Genomic DNA, 17325 nt, shown 5'->3' on the forward strand with positions numbered 1-17325 from the left:
CGGGCAAGCTAGGCCAGCCGAAGGGAGGAAGCGATTGACGCCCGAGACTGGCTGGTCAGCGCCTTGCGATCCTGCCCCGGGGCGAGGGGGTCGAGGAAGCGAAGGGTAACGGCGACCGTCCCCCTGCGGCCGAGCAGGCGAATGAAGTTGGCCTTCCCCGTCTCGCCCGCGGGCCAGCCGAACTCCGGCGCGTCACCGCCATAGTCGATCGCCACCGGCTGGACGGTGAGCAAAGGATCCTCGGCAAGCTTGAGCAGGCTCGAGCGGAACGGCAACAGGGCGGTGCCGTCGCTGACGGTGCCTTCGGGGAACAGGCACAGGGGCTTGTGACTGCGGACCGCTGCCTCCATCGCCGCCAGCTGCTCACCCACCGAGCCCCGGCGGTCGCGCTCGACGAAGACGGTGCCATTCTCCTCGCACAGCCAGCGCATGAAGGGCTGGTCGCCAAGATTGTCCTTGGCCACGAAGGCGCAGTCGGTCGCCCCCGCAAGCATCGGAATGTCGAGCCAGCTGACGTGGTTGGCGACGATCAGCGTGCCACCGCGGGGCCGGGGGCCGACCGCGCTGACCCGTGCGCCCGCGATCCAGCCGGTGCCGCGCAGGAACCGGCGCGGCCATGGCGACGCGCCGAAGTTGCGAACGACCAGGTGGATGCTCGCGCAGGCGACGAACAGCAGGACGATGGCGAGCAGCCGAAGGAGCGCCCGCAGCTTCACCGTGCGGCGAAGACGGGCCTAGCGGTCGCGCTCAAGCGGGACGCCGTACAATTCCAGGCGATGGTCGACGAGCTTGAAGCCAAGCCGCTCGGCGACCCGGGCCTTGAGCAATTCGAGTTCCTCGTCGTGGAATTCGACGACCTTGCCGCTTTCGACGTCGATCAGGTGGTCGTGATGTTCCTCGCTCACCGCTTCGTAGCGCGAGCGGCCGTTGCCGAACTCGTGCCGCTCGAGGATCCCGGCTTCCTCGAACAGGCGGACGGTACGGTAAACGGTGGCGATGGAGATGTTCGGATCGATCGCCGAGGCCCGCTCGTGCAGGGTTTCGACATCCGGATGATCGGCGCTTTCCGAGATGATGCGGGCGATGGTCCGGCGCTGTTCGGTGATCCGCAGCCCTTTTTCGGCGCAGAGCGCTTCGATGTCGATGTTGCGGTGCATGGAGGCGGATTAAGGGAGCGGAGGCGGGGCGTCTAGGCCCCGCCTCCGATCAACCGGTTACTTGGCGGCGCGGGTGCCGCGCTTGCGCTTGGTGCCAAGGCCAATGCTCTTGGCCAGCGTCCGCCGCTGCTCGGCATAATTGGGGGCGACCATCGGATAGTCGGCGGCAAGGCCCCACTTCTGGCGATACTGGTCGGGGGTCATGCTGTAATGCGTCATCAAGTGGCGCTTCAGCATCTTGAGCTTCTTGCCGTCTTCCAGGCAGACCAGATAGTCGGGCTTGACCGAGGAGCGGATCGGAACCTTGGGCTCGAGCTTCACTTCGGGCTCGGCCGGCTTGCCGCCCAGTCCCGACAGCGCGCCATGAACGTTCTGGATCAACTGCGGCAGGTCGTTGACCGACACGCTGTTGTTGCTGACGTGAGCCGCGACGATGTCGGCGGTCAAGGTGATCAGGGTTTCTGCGCTGTGTTCGTCGTCAATCATTCTTAGTCTCCCGCTAGGGGACCGCAATTCGGCACGGTCTCAGAAAGCAACTGAACAATATCATTGGTTACGCTTGAATAACAAGTGTCACCACATTGTGCGTTGACCTGAGCTGTTCATACCTCGAGCGTCATCGTCAACGCGTCGAACCTGTCGCCATTTGTGCCGCGATAATAACTGCTTCGACGACCGGCCACCGCGAACCCGTTGTCGAGATACAGGCGGACTGCCGGATTGCCGTCCCGGACTTCGAGGTGAAGATGACGGGCCCCGGCCATCTTCTGGTCCGCCACGAAGCGTTGCAGCAAGGCGCTGCCGACGCGGCTTCGGGCGTGATCGGGACGGACCGCGATCAGCAGCAGTTCGGCCTCGTCGAGGATCCGCCTGGCAAGGCTGAACCCGACTGCATCGCCGTCCTTGCGGGCGACCATCAGGGTCACTCCGGCCATCGGCAGGATCCCGGCGCATTGGGCCCGTGTCCACGCTTCGCCGAACGAGGGGTCGAACGCCGAACACATCACCGCCATGACCGCGTCCAGGTCGTCCCCGCTTCCGCGTTCGACGAGGAGCTGCCCGGGGGCCGTACTGCTCATGCCGCCTTCGGCTTCGCATCGGGGGCGCGAGCGTAGACGGGGCGTGCCGCAAGGGTGCGCAGGGAAGGGGGAAGCCAAAGCGCCGCCGCGGCGGAAGGCAGCGCATCGACCGCCTGCCCGAAGCCGCGCGCGGCGACCAGCGCGGCGGCGCCCGAACCGGCGACCAAGTGGGCGTCGATCACGGCTGCGGCGGCAGCGGGCGACAGGCTCACGACCGGGGCCACGGCAACCATCGGATCACGGTCGAACTGCTGCACGAACAATTCGCCATGCCCGCCGGTCAGTGCCACCGCGACCGGGCCATCGCCGGGCACGCCGGCGGCGATCAGGGCGAGCGTCGACAGTCCGGTCAGCGGCACGTTCCAGCCGATCGCCAGCCCATGGGCGGCGGCGATTCCGACGCGAAGACCGGTGAAGCTTCCGGGCCCGCAGCCGACCAGGATCGCATCGGCCCGCCGCCCATCAAGCAGCCGGTCGAGCAGCGGCATCAACTTTTCGGCATGGCCCCGCGACATCACCTCGTCGGCGTGGGCCAGCAGCATTCCGTCCGCGTCGAACAGCGCGGCGGTGCAGGCGGGCGTGGCGGTGTCGAGGGCGAGCAGCATCGTCAGAATAGGGCCATGAAAGCGCGGCAAGAGCAAGAGTTGGCGGTTTTTGGCCCATTGCGGATGCGCCGAATTGCCTTCTTGCTGCTGTCGTCAGGGAATGAGCAAAACCGAACCGGTGGTTTCGCGGGCTTCAAGCGCCCGGTGCGCCTCGGCGGCCTGGTCGAGCGCATAGCGCGATCCGATCGTCACCGATACCTTGCCGTTGCGGATCATCTCCCACAGACGTTCGGCCCCTTCGCGGCGCTCGTCGCTGGTGGCGTAATAATCGAACAGGGTCGGGCGGGTGACGCGAAGGCTTCCCTTTTGCGCCAGGACGCCAAGCGCCACGCCGGTCACCGGGCCCGAGGCGTTGCCATAGCTGACGATCAGCCCGCGCCGCGCGGCGGAATCGAGGCTTGCGTCCCAGGTGTCGGCGCCGACTCCGTCGAACACGATCTCGCAGCCCTTGCCGCCGGTGAGCGCTCGGACCCGCTCGGCGACGGGCTGGTGGTCGTAGCGGATGATCTCGTCCGCCCCGGCCTGTGTCGCCAGCGCCGCCTTGGCCTCGGTAGAAACCGTCCCGATCACCCGCGCGCCGATGGCCTTGAGCCATTGCACCAGGATGAGGCCGACCCCGCCCGCGGCGGCATGGACCAGCACATCCATTCCCGGCCTCACGCCGGCGCAGCGTTCGACCAGGAATTCGGCGGTGCAACCCTTGAGCAGCGCGGCTGCGGCGAGCTCCGACGGCACATCCTCGGGCACCCGCAGGAGGCTTGCGGCGGGCACGATCCGGGCGGTCGAATAAGCACCGCGCTCGGGTCCGAAGGTTGCCACCCGGTCGCCCGGCCTCAGCGCGACGCCCGGCCCGACCGCAAGCACTCGCCCGGCCGCTTCCATCCCCAATGCAGTCGGCAAGGAAGCAGGATAGAGGCCGGTGCGGTGGTAGGTATCGATGAAGTTGATGCCGACCGCTTCATTGGCCATCACCACTTCCCCGGGCTCGGGTGGGGGAAGGTCCACTTCCAACCACTCGATGACCTCGGGACCGCCGAAGCGGCGGATGATCGCCTGAAGCGCCTTCATCGTCAGTGCTTGTGCGCCGGCTCGGCAGCGCGGCCGGGCATCGGCGAATTGCTGGTTTCCCACCAATAGGCCTGGCGGCGGCGGTTGCCGGTGACTTCCTCGTTCAAGGTCATCGCGTTGTAGAGCCGGCCGCCCTGCATCACCTTGGCGACCTTGTCGCTGTTGCGGATGTTGTCGAGCGGATTGGCGTCGAGCACGACGAGATCGGCAAGCTTGCCGACCTCGAGGCTGCCGAGGTCACGGTCGAGCCCGAGGGTCCGTGCAGGATTGACCGTCGCCGCCTGAAGCGCCTGGAGCGGGGTCCACCCGCCCTTGACGAAGCTCCACATCTCCCAGTGCGCGCCAATGCCGTCCTGTTGGCCGTGGGCACCGATGCTGACCGAGATTCCGCGGTCGGCGAGCTTGCGCGCCTCGCGCGCCGCCCAGGTGTCGGCATAATCCTCTTCCGGCGCGATTTCGCGGCGCGCGTTGGCGGCGGCCAGCGTTCCCGGGGGAATGTGGGCGCGCAGCAGCGGATGCTCGTAGGCGTTGGTGTGCGAGCGCCAATAAGGGTCGCCGCCCGGACCGCCGTAAGACACCACCAGTGTCGGGGTGTAGTTGGTCCGGGTCTGCGACCACATCTGCAGCACGTCGTTGTAGAAGGTGCTGCCAGGCACGTTGTGCTCGACCGTGGCGTTGCCGTCCTGGATCAGGCTCATGTCCATGTTGAACAGCGAACCGCCCTCGGGGACCACCAGCATGTTCTCGGCCTGGGCGGCGGCGACCACCATCTGCCGCTGCTCGCGCCGCGGCTGGTTGTAGTTCTTCACGCTCCACGCGCCCTGCGCCTTCAACCGCCGGACATGGGCGAGCGCATCGTCGAACTTGCCGATCTCGGCAAAAGCGCCGGCGGCGCGGGCGCCGTAGATGATCTCGCCGGTCGAGAAAATGCGTGGGGCGAGGATCAGGCCGGCGCGCTGCATCTCGGCGGCGGCGAACACTTCCGCCGCGCTGTTCGACGGATCGTGGATGGTGGTGGTGCCAAGCGCGAGATTGGCCATCGCCGACCAGTTCTGCTGCGGGACGAGGCCGTCCTCGCCCTGCGGACCGTGGGCGTGGGCGTCGATGAAGCCCGGAACGATGGTCTTGCCGGCAAGGTCGACGGTCGGCGTGCCGGCCGGAACCGCCACCTCGCCGCGCCGCCCGACCGCGGCGATGCGGTCGCCCCGGACCAGGATCACGCCATCCTCGATGATCCCGCCGTCGGCCCCGCGCATGGTGACGATCCGGGCACCGGTCAGCGCGACGCTGCCGGTCGGCTTGGCCGCGCGCATCGGCTGCGACAGGTTCACCCCGGCAGTCGGATACTTATACTCGCCGGCATAACTGCCGTTGGCGTCGGCGGTGTAGAGGACCGGGCCGATGCTCCAGTGCGCGCGGCTGCCACCGTTAGAGAAGTGCATGAAGTCGGCGCCGCCCTGGCTTAGGCGGATGGCGGGCAGGGCGCCCTTGTCGGTCGACGCGGTGACGTCCTGCGCGCCGGGCAGCAGCGGCATAAGATAGGCTTCGTAATTCTGCCGGAACAGCACCGAGCGGCCGTCCTGCGCGACCTGGAAGTCGCTGGCGAGATCGCCCGAGGCATGGACCCGGCGCGCTTCGCCCGACAGGTCGGTGCTGACCAGTTGCAGCTTGTCGCCGCCGCGCATGGTCATGAACAGGCGGTCGCCCGCCGCGCCATATTGCGGGTTGGACGCGCCGCGCTCGACCAGCTTCGGCTTGCCGCCGCTTGCCGGCACCACATAGACGCCGCCGTCGCGGCCCCAGCGATCGGCGGTCAGCCCGCCGCCCGAACCGGCGGCAAAGGCGATGGTCTTGCCGTCGGGCGAAAAGCGCGGGTTGATGAAGTGGCCGGGGTCGGCGGTCACCGCGCGCGGGGTCCCGCCGGCTGCGCCGACGGTCATGATCTTGCCGAGGCCGGCGTCGGTCCAGCTGACGAAGGCAAGGGTGCGCCCGTCGCGCGACCAGGCCGGATAGGCTTCGAAGATGCTGTCGTCGCTGCGGGTCAGCCGCCGCGCCGCGCCGCCGCCATTGGGCTTCACCCACAATTTGCCGAGCGATTCATAGACGATCTGGCGGCCGTCGGGGCTCATCTGCGCCCAGCGGATCATCCTGGTCTGGAAGCTGTCGGGCGCGACCTCGACCTTGGGGTGGAGGCTGCCGGCGACCACCCGGTCATCGCTGATCCGGAAGGGAATATCGCGTGCGCTGCCGTCGGTGACCGACACGCGGCGCAGCTTGCCGCCGCTCCACAGCACGACCTCGCGGCTGTCGGCGGTCCAGTCCATGTTGGGATAGACGCCGGTAACCGCCCAGGTTTCCTGCATGTCCTGGTCGGGGAGGTCGAGCAACTTGCGTTCGTTGCCGCTGGCAAGATCGCGGATGAACAGCTTCGACTTGGCGCGCTCGCGCCGCACGAACGCGAGATACTTGCCGTCGGGCGAGGGATTGGGGCGCACCGCGCCGCCATTGCCACCGGTGACCCGAAGCGTCTCGCCGGTGTCGAGCTCGTAGCGCTCGATCGCGAACAGGGCGCCGTTCGAATCCTGCGCATATTGGAAAGTGCCGCCGGGCGTCACGTTGCGAGTGAAGTAGATGTGCTTGCCGTCGGGCGCGAAGGTCGGCTCGCCAAGCTCCTTCTGCCACTTGTCGTTGACGCGCTTCACCAGCTGCACGCCGCTTCCGCCGTCGACATGGTAGAGCCACACCTCGCCGGTGCCGAGCGAGCGGGTGGTGGTGAAATGCTTCTTGGCGACGATGTAGCGGCCGTCCGGGCTCCAGCTCGGCTGGTTAAGCAGGCGGAAGTCCTCCTTGGTCAGCTGCTTCTTGTTCGAGCCGTCGGCATTCATGATCCAGATATTGTCGCCGCCCGCACGGTCCGAGACGAAGGCGAGGCGGGTGCCGTCGGGCGACCAGCGCGGTTGCTGCTCGTAGGACAGGCCTTCCGCGATCCGGGTCGGAGTGCCGCCGCCGATCGGCATGACGTAGATGTCGCCCAGCATGTCGAAGGCGATCCGGCTGCCGTCGGGCGAGACGTCGACGTTGAGCCAGGTGCCCTCGTCGGTGTCGAGCTTGACCTTGCGCAGGGTCAGGCCGCGAGGCGCCTCGACATTCCACTTGGCCGCGGCGGTGTTCTTGTCGCCCGTTTCGCGAGGCGAGGCGACCGGCGGGGAGTGCTGGCTTGCGGCCTCGCTCGGCGACGCCTGCTGCGGCGGCGGAGGCAGCGGGGAGGCTTCCTGGGCGGCGGCAAGGGCGCTGCTCGCCAGAAGAGCGCAGGTGAGCGAAAGCTTGGCGATCATGAAGGCAGCCTCGTGCTGAGATGTGAGCCGGCCGCGGGCAGGAGGGCCCGCTGGAGAACGGCGACGATGGCGCAGCAGGCGCGCTCGCGCAACCGGTTGCGGTGGCGGCTTGCCGACGGGGCTGGTCGTTGGTCGAGGTTGTTCAAACGGGGAACAGCTTGGCCGGTCCATTGTTCGTCAGGGGCAGCCCTCTCCGGCCAGCTTGTCCGTTTCGTCACTTCTCGAGGTTTGCCGCTTTGTCCCCTGAGCTTCTCCGCGCGTCCGTTTCGCCAGCAGTCCCCGCTAAAGTGGCACCGCTCCCCCGGCCGGTGGAGGGACCGGACAGCGAATATGGCTTGCTCAAGGAGGTGCTGCTGGCCTCCCCGCGCAACCTCAGCATCGTGCCGTGCAACCGGGTCAGCGAGGATGCGCTGGAGAAGGGGCAAAGCTCGTGCAGCGTGACTGCCAGCCGGCAGCATCGCGACCTGGTCGAAACGCTGATGGCGGCGGGCGTCCGGGTGCGGACGGTCCAGCCGGTGGCCGACCTTCCCGACCTTGCCTTCACCCGCGACACCAGCCTGATGACCCCGTGGGGCCTGATCGGACTCAGGCCCGGCCTTGCCCATCGCCGCGGCGAAGTCGACGCGGTGCTCGATACCGCCCGCGCGGCGGGCATGCCGATCCTCGGACGGGTCGAGCGCGGGTCAGTCGAGGGCGGCGACATCTGTCTGCTTCGGCCGGGCCATCTGGTCATCGGGGTGTCCGAGGAACGCACCACCACCGAGGGAGCGCGCGCACTCGGCAGCTTCTTCGAGCGCGAGGGGTGGAAGGTTACGTTGGTGCCGATCGACCCCGACCTGCTGCACCTCGACACCCATTTCTGCCTGGCTGACCGCGACGTCGCGCTGGCTTGTGTCGAAAAGCTCGACCCCACCTTCGTTGCGATGATCCGCGATCTCGGAATCGAGATCGTGCCGGTGAATGCCGACGAGATTGCAAGCCTCGGCTGCAATGTCCTTTCGCTCGGGCGCCGGCGGATCATCTCGACCGGCTCGGCCCCGCGGGTGGACCAAGCCGTGCGGGCGCGCGGCTTCGAGGTACTGACCGTGCCGCTGGGCGAATTCACTCAGTGCGGGGGCGGAGTCCACTGCCTGACGATGCCGCTTCGCCGCCAGTCGGCAACGCTCTGAGGTCGGGCCAGCGGGAGAGATCCTCGGGCGTGTCGCAATCGGCGAGGGTCGGCAAAAGAACGGGTTCGATGCCGTGCCGCCCCAGTCGCTCCACCGTCAGTGCGAACACCCGCTCGGTGCTCCACGGCATGTCGCTGAACAGATAGTCCGCAGGCCCGGTCAGGCCGAGCGCCCAATAGCCGCCATCCTCGGCGGGGCCGATCACGGTGCGGCCGGCGTCCAGCTGCCGGGCGGCCTCGACCAGGTGCGCGGCGGTGAGGTCGGGTAGGTCCGAGCCGACGAACAGCACCGGCGTCGGCGCCGCTGCGGCCTGGAGCCGGGCGCCGAGATCGCCGTCCGTCTGGGCGACAAGGCGCAGATCGTCGCCGAGCCATTCGGCAAAGGCGGCGGCGCGCGCGCCGGTGACATGGACCTCGATCCGCAGTCCGGACTGCCGCGCCGCCTGCAACGTGCGCTCGGTAAGCCTGCGATGAACCGCCGCCGCACCCTCGGGCCCGAGCGCCGGGATCAGCCGGGTCTTGGCCTGTCCGGGCTCCGGAAAGCGGGTGAAGATGACCAGCCTGACCTCGTTCATGCCGCCGCTGCTAAGGCAAGCACGGCCAAGGGGCGAATGAAAGTTGGGCGCAAACCTGCCATGGAGTGACCGGTGACCTTTCCCTGGCAGCTCGAACCCTGGATCCGCTTCGGCGCCTTCGCGGGCGTGCTGGCGCTGCTGGCGCTGGCCGAGCTGGCGGCGCCACGGCGGCGGCAGGCAGTCGGGCGGGCGCTGCGCTGGCCGGCAAACCTCGGCATCGTCGCGCTCGACACCCTGCTGGTGCGGCTGTTGTTCCCGATTGCGGCCGTCGGCGCAGCGATCTTCGCCGAAGAGCGGGGCTGGGGGCTGTTCAACCTGCTTGCGCTGCCCGCCTGGGCCGAGATCACGCTGGCAGTGATCATCCTCGACCTGCTGATCTACGGCCAGCACGTGCTGTTCCACGCCGTGCCCTCCTTGTGGCGGGTGCACCGGGTCCATCATGCCGACCTGGAGTTCGACGTGACCACCGGGCTGCGCTTCCACCCGATCGAGATTTTGCTTTCGATGGCGATCAAGATCGCGGCGGTGATGATGCTGGGCGCCGCTGCGCTGGCGGTGCTGATCTTCGAGGTGCTGCTCAACGCCACGGCGATGTGGAGCCATTCGAACCTCCGCCTCCCGCCGAGCATCGACCGGCTGTTGCGGCACCTGTTCGTCACCCCCGACATGCACCGGGTGCACCATTCGATCCTGCCGCGCGAGACGCACAGCAATTTCGGCTTCAACCTCGCGCTGTGGGACAAAATGTTCGGCACCTATCGGCACCAGCCTGAGGCGGGACACGAGGGCATGACCATCGGCATCCCGCACTTCCGGGAGCAACGCGAACTCAAGCTCCATCGCCTGCTGCTGCAGCCATTTCGAACGGAGGGAAAATGATCGACCACGGCAACAAGGGGCGCTGGCCGAGGAGGCTGTCGCGGATCGCGCTGGCGCTCAGCGTCGGCGGGGTAGCGGTTGCCGCGATTGCCGCGGTAGGGACTGGAACGGGGCTGTGGAGCTATGGCGCTGGACTTGGCGCGCTGCGCTATGCGCTGCCTTTGGCGCTGCTCGGCGGCCTGCTTGCGATCGTCGCCTGGATAGTCGGGCGACGGCAGGGGGTGCGGACCGGCTGGCTGAACGGGCTAGCGCTGGTGACGGCGCTGCTGTTCGCGGGCTATCTCGGATCCATGATCTTCACCGCCCGCTCGATGCCCGCCATCCACGACGTCGCCACCGACCTCGACGACCTGCCGCAATTCAGTCGGCTGACGGTTCGCGGCGACAATCTCGACAAGATCCCCGACCAGGGCCGGGCCGAACTCAAGGCGATGCCGCCCGAGGAGCGCTGGAAGGCGCTGCATCGCCAGGCTTATGGCGACCTCAAGCCGCTGCGCTTGTCCGCGGAACCGGGCGCGGTGCTGCAGCGGGCGGAGCAACTGGCGCGCGAGCGGGGCTGGACGGTCGCCGCAGTCGATCCCGCCGCCGGGACCATGGAAGCCACCGCAACGACCCTGTTCTTCCGCTTCAAGGACGATGTGGTGGTCCGGGTCCGTCCTGACCCCTCAGCGCCCGGCGGGTCCCTTGTCGACATGCGCTCGATCAGCAGGGTCGGGGTCAGCGATATCGGCGTGAATGCAAAGCGCGTCCGCCGCTTCCTCGCCGACCTCAAGGAAGCGATGCAGTGAGCGAGTGGACGATCGGGATCATCGGCGGGTCGGGTATCTATGCGATCGACGCGCTGGAAGGGGCCGAATGGATCGACGTCGACACCCCGTGGGGCCCGCCGTCGGACCAGTTGCTGACCGGCCGCCTCGGCGATGTCCGCTTCGTCTTCCTGCCCCGCCATGGCCGAGGCCACCGCATCCCCCCTGGCGAGGTCAATGCCCGGGCCAACATCCATGCCTTGAAGGCCGCGGGCTGCACTGACCTGGTTGCCATTTCGGCGGTCGGTTCGCTGCGCGAGGAATTGCCACCGGGCCATTTTGTGGTGGTCGACCAGTTCATCGATCGCACCGTGGCGCGGCCGCACAGCTTCTTTGAAACCGGGCTGGTGGCGCACGTGTCGATGGCCGATCCGACCTGCGAGCGATTGTCCGCCCTGTGCGCTGCAGCGGCCGAGCGGGCCGGAGCAAGCGTTCGCCGCGGCGGCACTTACCTAGCGATGGAGGGACCGCAATTCTCGTCGCGCGCCGAAAGCCTGATGTATCGCCAGTGGGGCTGCGACGTGATCGGGATGACCGCCATGCCCGAGGCCAAACTGGCCCGCGAGGCGGAGCTGCCTTATGCCTTGGTCGGCATGGTCACCGACTATGATTGCTGGCGCGGCGCAGGCGAAAAGGTCGAGGTGGCGGCGGTGATCGCGCAGCTGATGGCCAATGCCGACACCGGCCGGCAACTGGTGGTCGAGCTTGCCCGCTCGCTCCCGGCAAGGCGCGAGCCGTCTCCGGTCGACACGGTGCTCGACGCGGCACTGATCACGTCGCCCGACGCACGCGATCCGGCGCTGATCGAGAAGCTCGGCATTCTGCTCGCCCGGACCCTTGGTCGTCAGGCGTAAAGCCGGGCGATCCGCTCCGGACTGACCCCGGCGCCGTAAAGCGCGAGGCACAGGAGGTTGCGCATCGAGCGCCGCCACCAGCCGTCGCGTCGCCACCGCGCCGCCGAGGTGACCGCCGCCACGTCCAGATGCCGGAGGCGCCGCCGCCCGATCCGGCGGACGAGATCGACGTCCTCCATCAGCGGCAGCGGGCGAAACCCGCCGAGCGCCTCGTAAAGCGGACGGGAGATCAGCAGGCCCTGGTCGCCATAGGGCAGCCCGAGCAAGCCGGCGCGCAGCTTCACGCCGCCCTCGATCACCCGGGCCTGCCAGCTTCGATCGTCGAGCCGGAAACCGAAGCAGGCGGCATGGCCGGGATGGCTGGCGATGTGCGCGCCGGTCGCCTCCAGCCACCCACTCGCGAGCAGGGTATCGGCATGCAGAAACAGCAGCCACTCGCCCGTCGCCGCCTCGGCGCCCGCTCGCAACTGGACGCCGCGGCCGCGGCTCGTTCCGATCACCTTCGCCCCGAGTGCGCCGGCAAGGGCAGGGGTGCCGTCGCCCGAACCGCCGTCGACGACGATGATCTCGTCCGCGCCGGCCAGCCGACCGGCACAGGCGCGCAGCGTCGCGGCGGCGTCGAGCGTCGGGATGACCACCGACAGCCGGGTGCCGCCGGTCCGGCTCAGGCCGAGCAGCTCGCGCCGCCGAGTACGCAGAAGCGCGCGCAATGGGGATGGTTGAGGCTGACCGGCCGGCTCGCCTCGGCCAGCGTCTCGCCCATGGTGAATTGGGGATCGTAGGGGATGAGGGTGCAGGCGGCGACCACCGGCCGTGCCTCGCCCTTGCGCTTCACCACCATCCGGCTCGACGCGCACATGATGCTGTCGGGCGACTTGCCGAGAATGTCCCAGCAGGCGGTGGTGATCTCGGGCACGTCGGCGGCGGCGTCCATCTCGGGGAACAGCACCATCGCCGCGGGGTCGAAGGCGTCGATCATGAAGCCCTCGTCCGCAAACAGCGCGGCATAGCCTGCGCGGGCCTGCGCCAGATCCTCGCCCGGCAACTGGCGGCCGGCGATGGCGAGGCGAAAGCCGTGGTCGTTCAGCCACCGCACTCCGGCGATCGCCTTGTCCCAGGTCCCGATCCCGCGCTCCGCCTCGTGGATGACCTTGCTGTAATGGTCGAGGCTGACGCGCATCGTCAGCCGCGCGCCACGCTCGGCCCGAAGCGCCAGCAAGGGCTCCTCGAACCGCCGCATCGGCCGCATCGCGTTGGTCAGCACCAGCACGTCGAACCTGCGGGTCAGCGCCGCGTCGAGCATCGCGATCATGTCCGGGTTCATGAAGGGCTCGCCGCCGGTGAAGCCGATCTCGCGCGTGCCGAGCGCCAGCGCCTCGTCCAGATAGGCCTCGGCCTCGGCAAGGCTGATGTAGACCAATGCGTCGTTGCGCGGAGAGCTTTCGATGTAGCAGGTGCGGCAGGCGAGATTGCACAGGGTGCCGGTGTTGATCCACAGGGTCGAGAGGCCGGTCATCGCCACCTGCGCGCGAGGCTCGCCCGCCGCCGTCACCAGCGGATCGCGGAACTTGGCCTGATCGAGCAGACGGAGGTGCGCCGCGGCGAAGGGGCTGAGGTCGTTCACCGCGGCGAGCTTACTTGCCGCCCCACACTTCCGCCAGCCGCGCATCCCGCCCGCAGTTGGTGCGGTAGAACTTGTAGCGGATCGGGTTCTTCTTGTAATAATCTTGGTGATAGTCCTCGGCCGGGGTGAAGGTGCTGGCCGGAAGCACCAACGTCGCCACCGGCTTCTTCAGTTGCTGGGCGGTGCGGGCCTTGGCCGCCTCGGCGATGCTTTTCTCCCGCGCATTGGCGACGAAGATGGCCGAGCGATACTGATAGCCGCGGTCGCAGAAGCTGCCTCCGGAATCGAGCGGATCGATGGTACGCATGAAGCGCAAGGCCAGTTCGGCATAGCTGGTCCTGGCCGGGTCGTAGGTGACCCGAACCGCCTCGATATGGCCGGTGTTGCCGGCGGAAACCTGCTCGTAGGTCGGATTGCGGGTGGTCCCGCCGGTGTAGCCCGACACGGTGGAGAGGACGCCCGGCATCTTGTCGAAGTCGGATTCGGTGCACCAGAAACAGCCTCCGGCGAACACCGCTGTGGCCCGCTGGTTGCCGGTCGCAGGCGCTGCGGGAGACGGCTCGCTGCTGCACGCCGCCAGCAGTGCGGCCAGCCCGGCGGCGGCGAGGAGGCGATGGTCAGGCCGCACGGAAGGTCATCGCCGCGCCGTTCATGCAATAGCGCTTGCCGGTCGGTTTCGGCCCATCGTCGAACACGTGGCCAAGGTGCCCGCCGCAGCGGCGGCAATGGACTTCGGTCCGCTTGAAGGGGCCAAAGCCGTCAGGGCGCGTGCGGATCGAGTTGGCGATCGGCGCGAAGAAGCTCGGCCAGCCGGTACCGCTCTCGAATTTCGTCTCGGAGCGATAGACCGGAAGCGCGCATCCGGCGCAGGCGTAGATACCGCGCCGCTTCTCGGCGTTGAGCGGGCTGGAACGCGGACGCTCGGTGCTCTGCTCGCGAAGGACCGCAAAGCGCTCGGGCGGAAGGATGCGGCGCCATTCCTCCTTGCTCTTGGTGATCTCGAAGCTTTCCTTCGCCTCGCTCGGCCCGCACCCGATCAGCATGCTGCCGAGCGCTGTCAGTGAACCGCCAAGGAAGCCGCGCTTCGTCATGTTCGTGTCCATGTGCCTTTTGCCTTGCTTGACCTGCCCCCACTTACGATGCCCAACACGGGAACATACGGACGTGGCGAAGGCCTGGATGCCGGACCGCAAAGATGGGGAGCAGCAGCGCTTATGCCAACCGACAGGAACAGGACCTCGCCGGCCACCTTGACGAGCTTGACGAGCGCGCGCGGGTGAGTCGTTCCACCGCCGGTAAATTCGCGCTGTTCGCCCTGCTGGCCGCGGCGATCGCGGCCTTCTTCCTATTCGACCTTGGCGCCTACCTCACCCTCGACAACCTGAAGGCGCAGCAGGCCGGCCTTGCCGCGCTGCTTGCGGACCGGCCACTTCAGGTGATCGGCGGCTTCTTCCTGGTCTATGTCGCCGCCACCGCGCTGTCGTTGCCCGGCGCCGCCATCCTGACGCTGGCGGCGGGCGCGATCTTCGGTCTGTGGCTGGGTACGCTGATCGTCTCCTTCGCCTCCGCGATCGGGGCGAGCCTGGCGTTTCTCTCCTCGCGCTACCTGCTACGCGACTGGGTCAAGGCGCGGTTCGGCCGGCGGATCGCGGCAATCGATCGCGGGGTGGAGCAGGACGGCGCCTTTTACCTGCTGACATTGCGGCTGATCCCCGCTTTTCCGTTCTTCCTGATCAACCTGGCGATGGGCCTGACGGCGATGAAGCTGCCGGTATTTTACCTCGTCAGCCAGGTCGGCATGCTGCTCGGCACCTTGGTGTTCGTGAACGCCGGAACGCAGCTCGCGGCCATCTCCAGCACGTCGGACATCCTGTCGCCGGCGCTGATCGGCTCGTTCGTCCTGCTCGGCCTGTTTCCGCTCGTCGCCAGGTGGATGCTGGGGCTGGTCAAGCAGCGCCGACTGTACCGCCGGTGGAAACGACCGCGCCGGTTCGACCGCAACCTGGTGGTGATCGGGGGCGGGGCGGGCGGACTGGTCACCGCCTACATCGCCGCGACGGTCAGGGCGAAGGTGACGCTGGTCGAAGCAGGCAAGATGGGCGGCGACTGCCTCAACACCGGTTGCGTTCCGTCCAAGGCCCTGATCCGCAGCGCCCGCGCCGCACACGAGCTACGCCATGCGCAGGATTACGGCTTGAAGGGCGGCGAGCCGACGGTCGACTTTTCCGCCGTCATGCGTCGGATCGGGGAGGTGATCACCACCATCGAGCCTGCCGACAGCGTCGAGCGGTACACCGGGCTCGGGGTCGATGTGCGCCTCGGCCATGCGATGATCCTCGACCCCTGGACGGTGGAGATCGCCGACGGAGAGGGCCGGACCAGCCGGCTGACCACCCGCTCAATCGTCATTGCCGCAGGCGGGGCGCCGTTCGTGCCCGACCTGCCCGGCGTGAAGGAAGCCGGCGTCCTGACCAGCGAAACGATGTGGGACGCGCTTGCCCGGCGCGACAGCGTGCCGGGGCGGATGGTGATTGTCGGCGGCGGTCCGATCGGGACCGAGATGGCGCAGGCCTTTGCCCGGCTCGGCAGCCAGGTGACGCTGGTCGAAGGCGGCGAACGCATCCTCCCCAAGGATGACCTCGAAGCCTCGGCGCTGGTTCTCGACACCCTTCGCCGCGAGGGCGTCACAATTCTGCTCGGCCACAAGGCGCTGCGCTGCGAGGGAAAGAGCCTGGTGGTCGAGGCCGACGGCGCCGAGACCTCGCTACCCTTCGACGAGATCGTGATGGCGGTGGGCCGGCGTGCCCGGCTCAAGGGCTATGGGCTGGAAGCGCTCGGCATCGACACCGACCAGCCATTGGTGCTGAGCGACAAGCTGCAGACCGTCCTCCCCAACATCTATGCCGCGGGCGATGTCGTCGGCTCCTACCAGTTCACCCACGTCGCGGCGCACCAGGCCTGGTTTGCCGCGGTGAATGCGCTGTTCGGCACCTTCAAGTCTTTCAAGGTCGATTATCGCGTCATCCCCTGGACCACCTTTACCGACCCCGAAGTGGCGCAGGTCGGGCATACCGAAGCAACTGCCGCCAAGGAGGGCATCGCTTATGAGGTGGTGCGCTTCCCGCTCGACCACCTCGACCGCGCGGTGGCGGAAGGGGCGCGTTCGGGCTTCGTCAAATTGCTGGTGGTTCCGGGCAAGGACCGCATCCTCGGCGTCACCATCGTCGCGGCCGGGGCCGGGGAGATGCTGGCCGAATATGTGCTGGCGATGAAGCACGGCATCGGCCTCAACAAGATGCTCGGCACCATCCACGCCTATCCGACGATGACCGAGGCCAACAAATATGCCGCCGGCGAATGGAAAAAGGCGCATAAGCCGGAAGCGCTGCTGAACTGGGTCGAGCGCTTCCACGGCTGGCGGCGCTAGCGGGTCGGCACCGGCCCGCCCGACGCGCCCGTCAGCTGAACACCTCGGCCAGTTCACCCGCGCCGCCGCCTTCCTGGGCGTCGCGCAGTTCGACGAACAGCGACGGCTGGATCGTCGCCCACAGCAGACCAAAGGCCAGGCCACTGATTGCCGTCGCGATCAATGCCAGTGCCGAGCCCGATTCCCGCTCGCTGAAAAAGCTGACCTCGCCGGTCGTGAAGCCGATCAGGGCGAACACGGCAGTGATCAGATAATAGGTGATCAGGACCACCAGCAGCAGCCCGAAGATCTTCCAGCGGTGGCCCTTGGTCAGTTGCTGGCTGCGGTCGAAGGCGTTGATGATTCCGGTGCGCTCTTCGACGAGGGCGGGCGTGGCGACCGACCACATGCAGATCAGCATGAGGCCCGGGATCACCAGCAACAAAAGTCCCAGGACAAGCCCGAACCACCAGAGGATGGTCAGGAATACGATCGGAATGGTGAAGCGCAGGCCTTCGCTGAGGCACTGGCCAAGCGTCGGGTGACGGCCTTCATGGGCCGTGATCAGGCCGCGGGTAATCACCGCCTGCATCAGGCTGTTGAGGATGAAGCTGAGGATGACGAGGAAGAACTGGACCGCAAGAAAGCCGGACATGGCTGCGGTACTGCGGCTACCGCTGTCACCAAGCTGGCTTGCCATGAATAGTTGCGAGAGGACGGCGGGAAGTGCCCCGAACAAAGTAGCTGATCCGAACGTAAGCAGCGGATA

The 17325-nt window shown here is 67.7% G+C and carries 18 protein-coding genes; 5 read left to right on the forward strand and 13 right to left on the reverse strand.

The window, feature by feature from the left end; translation table 11 throughout:
* Positions 1 to 8: 8 nt before the first annotated feature.
* The 7 genes from GGQ97_RS08335 to GGQ97_RS08365 all read right to left on the reverse strand — a co-directional run bounded on the left by GGQ97_RS08335 (position 9) and on the right by GGQ97_RS08365 (position 7244).
* Positions 9 to 716, reverse strand: coding sequence for a 1-acyl-sn-glycerol-3-phosphate acyltransferase (locus GGQ97_RS08335; protein ID WP_168068684.1), 708 nt, complete (start codon positions 714 to 716; stop codon positions 9 to 11).
* A gap of 18 nt (positions 717 to 734) precedes the next feature.
* A complete protein-coding gene (locus GGQ97_RS08340) occupies positions 735 to 1157 on the reverse strand; it encodes a Fur family transcriptional regulator (protein WP_168068686.1) in 423 nt (140 codons plus the stop codon).
* Positions 1158 to 1214: 57 nt separating this feature from the next.
* Positions 1215 to 1643, reverse strand: a complete 429-nt coding sequence (locus GGQ97_RS08345; RefSeq protein WP_168068688.1) for a Ros/MucR family transcriptional regulator — start codon at positions 1641 to 1643, stop codon at positions 1215 to 1217.
* Positions 1644 to 1759: 116 nt separating this feature from the next.
* Entirely contained in the window at positions 1760 to 2236 is a 477-nt protein-coding gene (locus GGQ97_RS08350; RefSeq protein WP_168068690.1) for a GNAT family N-acetyltransferase, read from the reverse strand.
* On the reverse strand, positions 2233 to 2841 hold the full coding sequence (gene tsaB, locus GGQ97_RS08355) for a tRNA (adenosine(37)-N6)-threonylcarbamoyltransferase complex dimerization subunit type 1 TsaB (RefSeq protein WP_168068692.1): 609 nt from the start codon (positions 2839 to 2841) through the stop codon (positions 2233 to 2235). Before tsaB ends, GGQ97_RS08350 begins: the two co-directional genes overlap by 4 nt.
* Positions 2842 to 2934: 93 nt before the next feature.
* Positions 2935 to 3909 (reverse strand): quinone oxidoreductase family protein, encoded by a 975-nt coding sequence (locus GGQ97_RS08360; protein WP_168068694.1) that lies wholly within the window; start codon positions 3907 to 3909, stop codon positions 2935 to 2937.
* A 2-nt stretch (positions 3910 to 3911) separates the two neighbouring features.
* Positions 3912 to 7244 (reverse strand): amidohydrolase family protein, encoded by a 3333-nt coding sequence (locus GGQ97_RS08365; protein ID WP_168068696.1) that lies wholly within the window; start codon positions 7242 to 7244, stop codon positions 3912 to 3914.
* 287 nt (positions 7245 to 7531) lie between these two features.
* Here GGQ97_RS08365 and GGQ97_RS08370 point away from each other — a divergent pair, with 287 nt between their 5' ends.
* Complete coding sequence (locus GGQ97_RS08370) at positions 7532 to 8413, forward strand: arginine deiminase family protein (RefSeq protein ID WP_168068698.1); 882 nt, start codon at positions 7532 to 7534, stop codon at positions 8411 to 8413.
* Here GGQ97_RS08370 and GGQ97_RS08375 read toward each other — a convergent pair.
* Positions 8346 to 8987: a TIGR04282 family arsenosugar biosynthesis glycosyltransferase gene (locus GGQ97_RS08375; protein WP_168068700.1), complete on the reverse strand. Its 642-nt coding sequence runs from the start codon at positions 8985 to 8987 to the stop codon at positions 8346 to 8348. The genes GGQ97_RS08370 and GGQ97_RS08375 overlap by 68 nt on opposite strands.
* Before the next feature lie 72 nt (positions 8988 to 9059).
* On the opposite strand from GGQ97_RS08375, the gene GGQ97_RS08380 reads away from it, so the two are divergent.
* Genes GGQ97_RS08380 through mtnP form a run of 3 tightly spaced genes read left to right on the forward strand, consistent with a single transcriptional unit; the run spans position 9060 to position 11526 of the window.
* The gene (locus GGQ97_RS08380; RefSeq protein ID WP_168068702.1) at positions 9060 to 9866 is read left to right on the forward strand and encodes a sterol desaturase family protein; all 807 of its coding nucleotides are present in this window, start codon (positions 9060 to 9062) and stop codon (positions 9864 to 9866) included.
* Positions 9863 to 10654, forward strand: coding sequence for a DUF1499 domain-containing protein (locus GGQ97_RS08385; protein WP_168068704.1), 792 nt, complete (start codon positions 9863 to 9865; stop codon positions 10652 to 10654). Before GGQ97_RS08380 ends, GGQ97_RS08385 begins: the two co-directional genes overlap by 4 nt.
* The gene (mtnP, locus tag GGQ97_RS08390) at positions 10651 to 11526 is read left to right on the forward strand and encodes an S-methyl-5'-thioadenosine phosphorylase (RefSeq protein WP_168068706.1); all 876 of its coding nucleotides are present in this window, start codon (positions 10651 to 10653) and stop codon (positions 11524 to 11526) included. Before GGQ97_RS08385 ends, mtnP begins: the two co-directional genes overlap by 4 nt.
* On the opposite strand, the gene GGQ97_RS08395 is transcribed toward mtnP, so the two are convergent.
* From GGQ97_RS08395 to msrB, 4 genes are read right to left on the reverse strand one after another with little or no spacing between them, the layout of a single operon-like run.
* Positions 11517 to 12236, reverse strand: coding sequence for a TIGR04283 family arsenosugar biosynthesis glycosyltransferase (locus GGQ97_RS08395; protein ID WP_209022817.1), 720 nt, complete (start codon positions 12234 to 12236; stop codon positions 11517 to 11519). The two genes, mtnP and GGQ97_RS08395, sit on opposite strands and share 10 nt — an antisense overlap.
* The gene (locus GGQ97_RS08400; protein WP_342448489.1) at positions 12191 to 13150 is read right to left on the reverse strand and encodes a radical SAM protein; all 960 of its coding nucleotides are present in this window, start codon (positions 13148 to 13150) and stop codon (positions 12191 to 12193) included. Before GGQ97_RS08400 ends, GGQ97_RS08395 begins: the two co-directional genes overlap by 46 nt.
* A 10-nt stretch (positions 13151 to 13160) precedes the next feature.
* Positions 13161 to 13778 carry a peptide-methionine (S)-S-oxide reductase MsrA gene (gene msrA / locus GGQ97_RS08405; RefSeq protein WP_168068710.1) on the reverse strand — a complete coding sequence of 206 codons (618 nt, stop codon included), beginning with the start codon at positions 13776 to 13778 and terminating at the stop codon, positions 13161 to 13163.
* Positions 13768 to 14241 carry a peptide-methionine (R)-S-oxide reductase MsrB gene (gene msrB / locus GGQ97_RS08410; protein WP_168068712.1) on the reverse strand — a complete coding sequence of 158 codons (474 nt, stop codon included), beginning with the start codon at positions 14239 to 14241 and terminating at the stop codon, positions 13768 to 13770. The genes msrA and msrB overlap by 11 nt, the downstream gene beginning before the upstream one ends.
* A 104-nt stretch (positions 14242 to 14345) precedes the next feature.
* On the opposite strand from msrB, the gene GGQ97_RS08415 reads away from it, so the two are divergent.
* The gene (locus GGQ97_RS08415; protein WP_168068714.1) at positions 14346 to 16577 is read left to right on the forward strand and encodes an FAD-dependent oxidoreductase; all 2232 of its coding nucleotides are present in this window, start codon (positions 14346 to 14348) and stop codon (positions 16575 to 16577) included.
* Between the two features lie 31 nt (positions 16578 to 16608).
* Here the strand turns inward: GGQ97_RS08415 and GGQ97_RS08420 are convergent, their stop codons facing one another.
* On the reverse strand, positions 16609 to 17211 hold the full coding sequence (locus GGQ97_RS08420; RefSeq protein ID WP_168068716.1) for a hypothetical protein: 603 nt from the start codon (positions 17209 to 17211) through the stop codon (positions 16609 to 16611).
* Positions 17212 to 17325: the final 114 nt, after the last annotated feature.

Source organism: Sphingomonas kaistensis (assembly GCF_011927725.1).
Lineage (GTDB): Bacteria > Pseudomonadota > Alphaproteobacteria > Sphingomonadales > Sphingomonadaceae > Sphingomicrobium > Sphingomicrobium kaistense.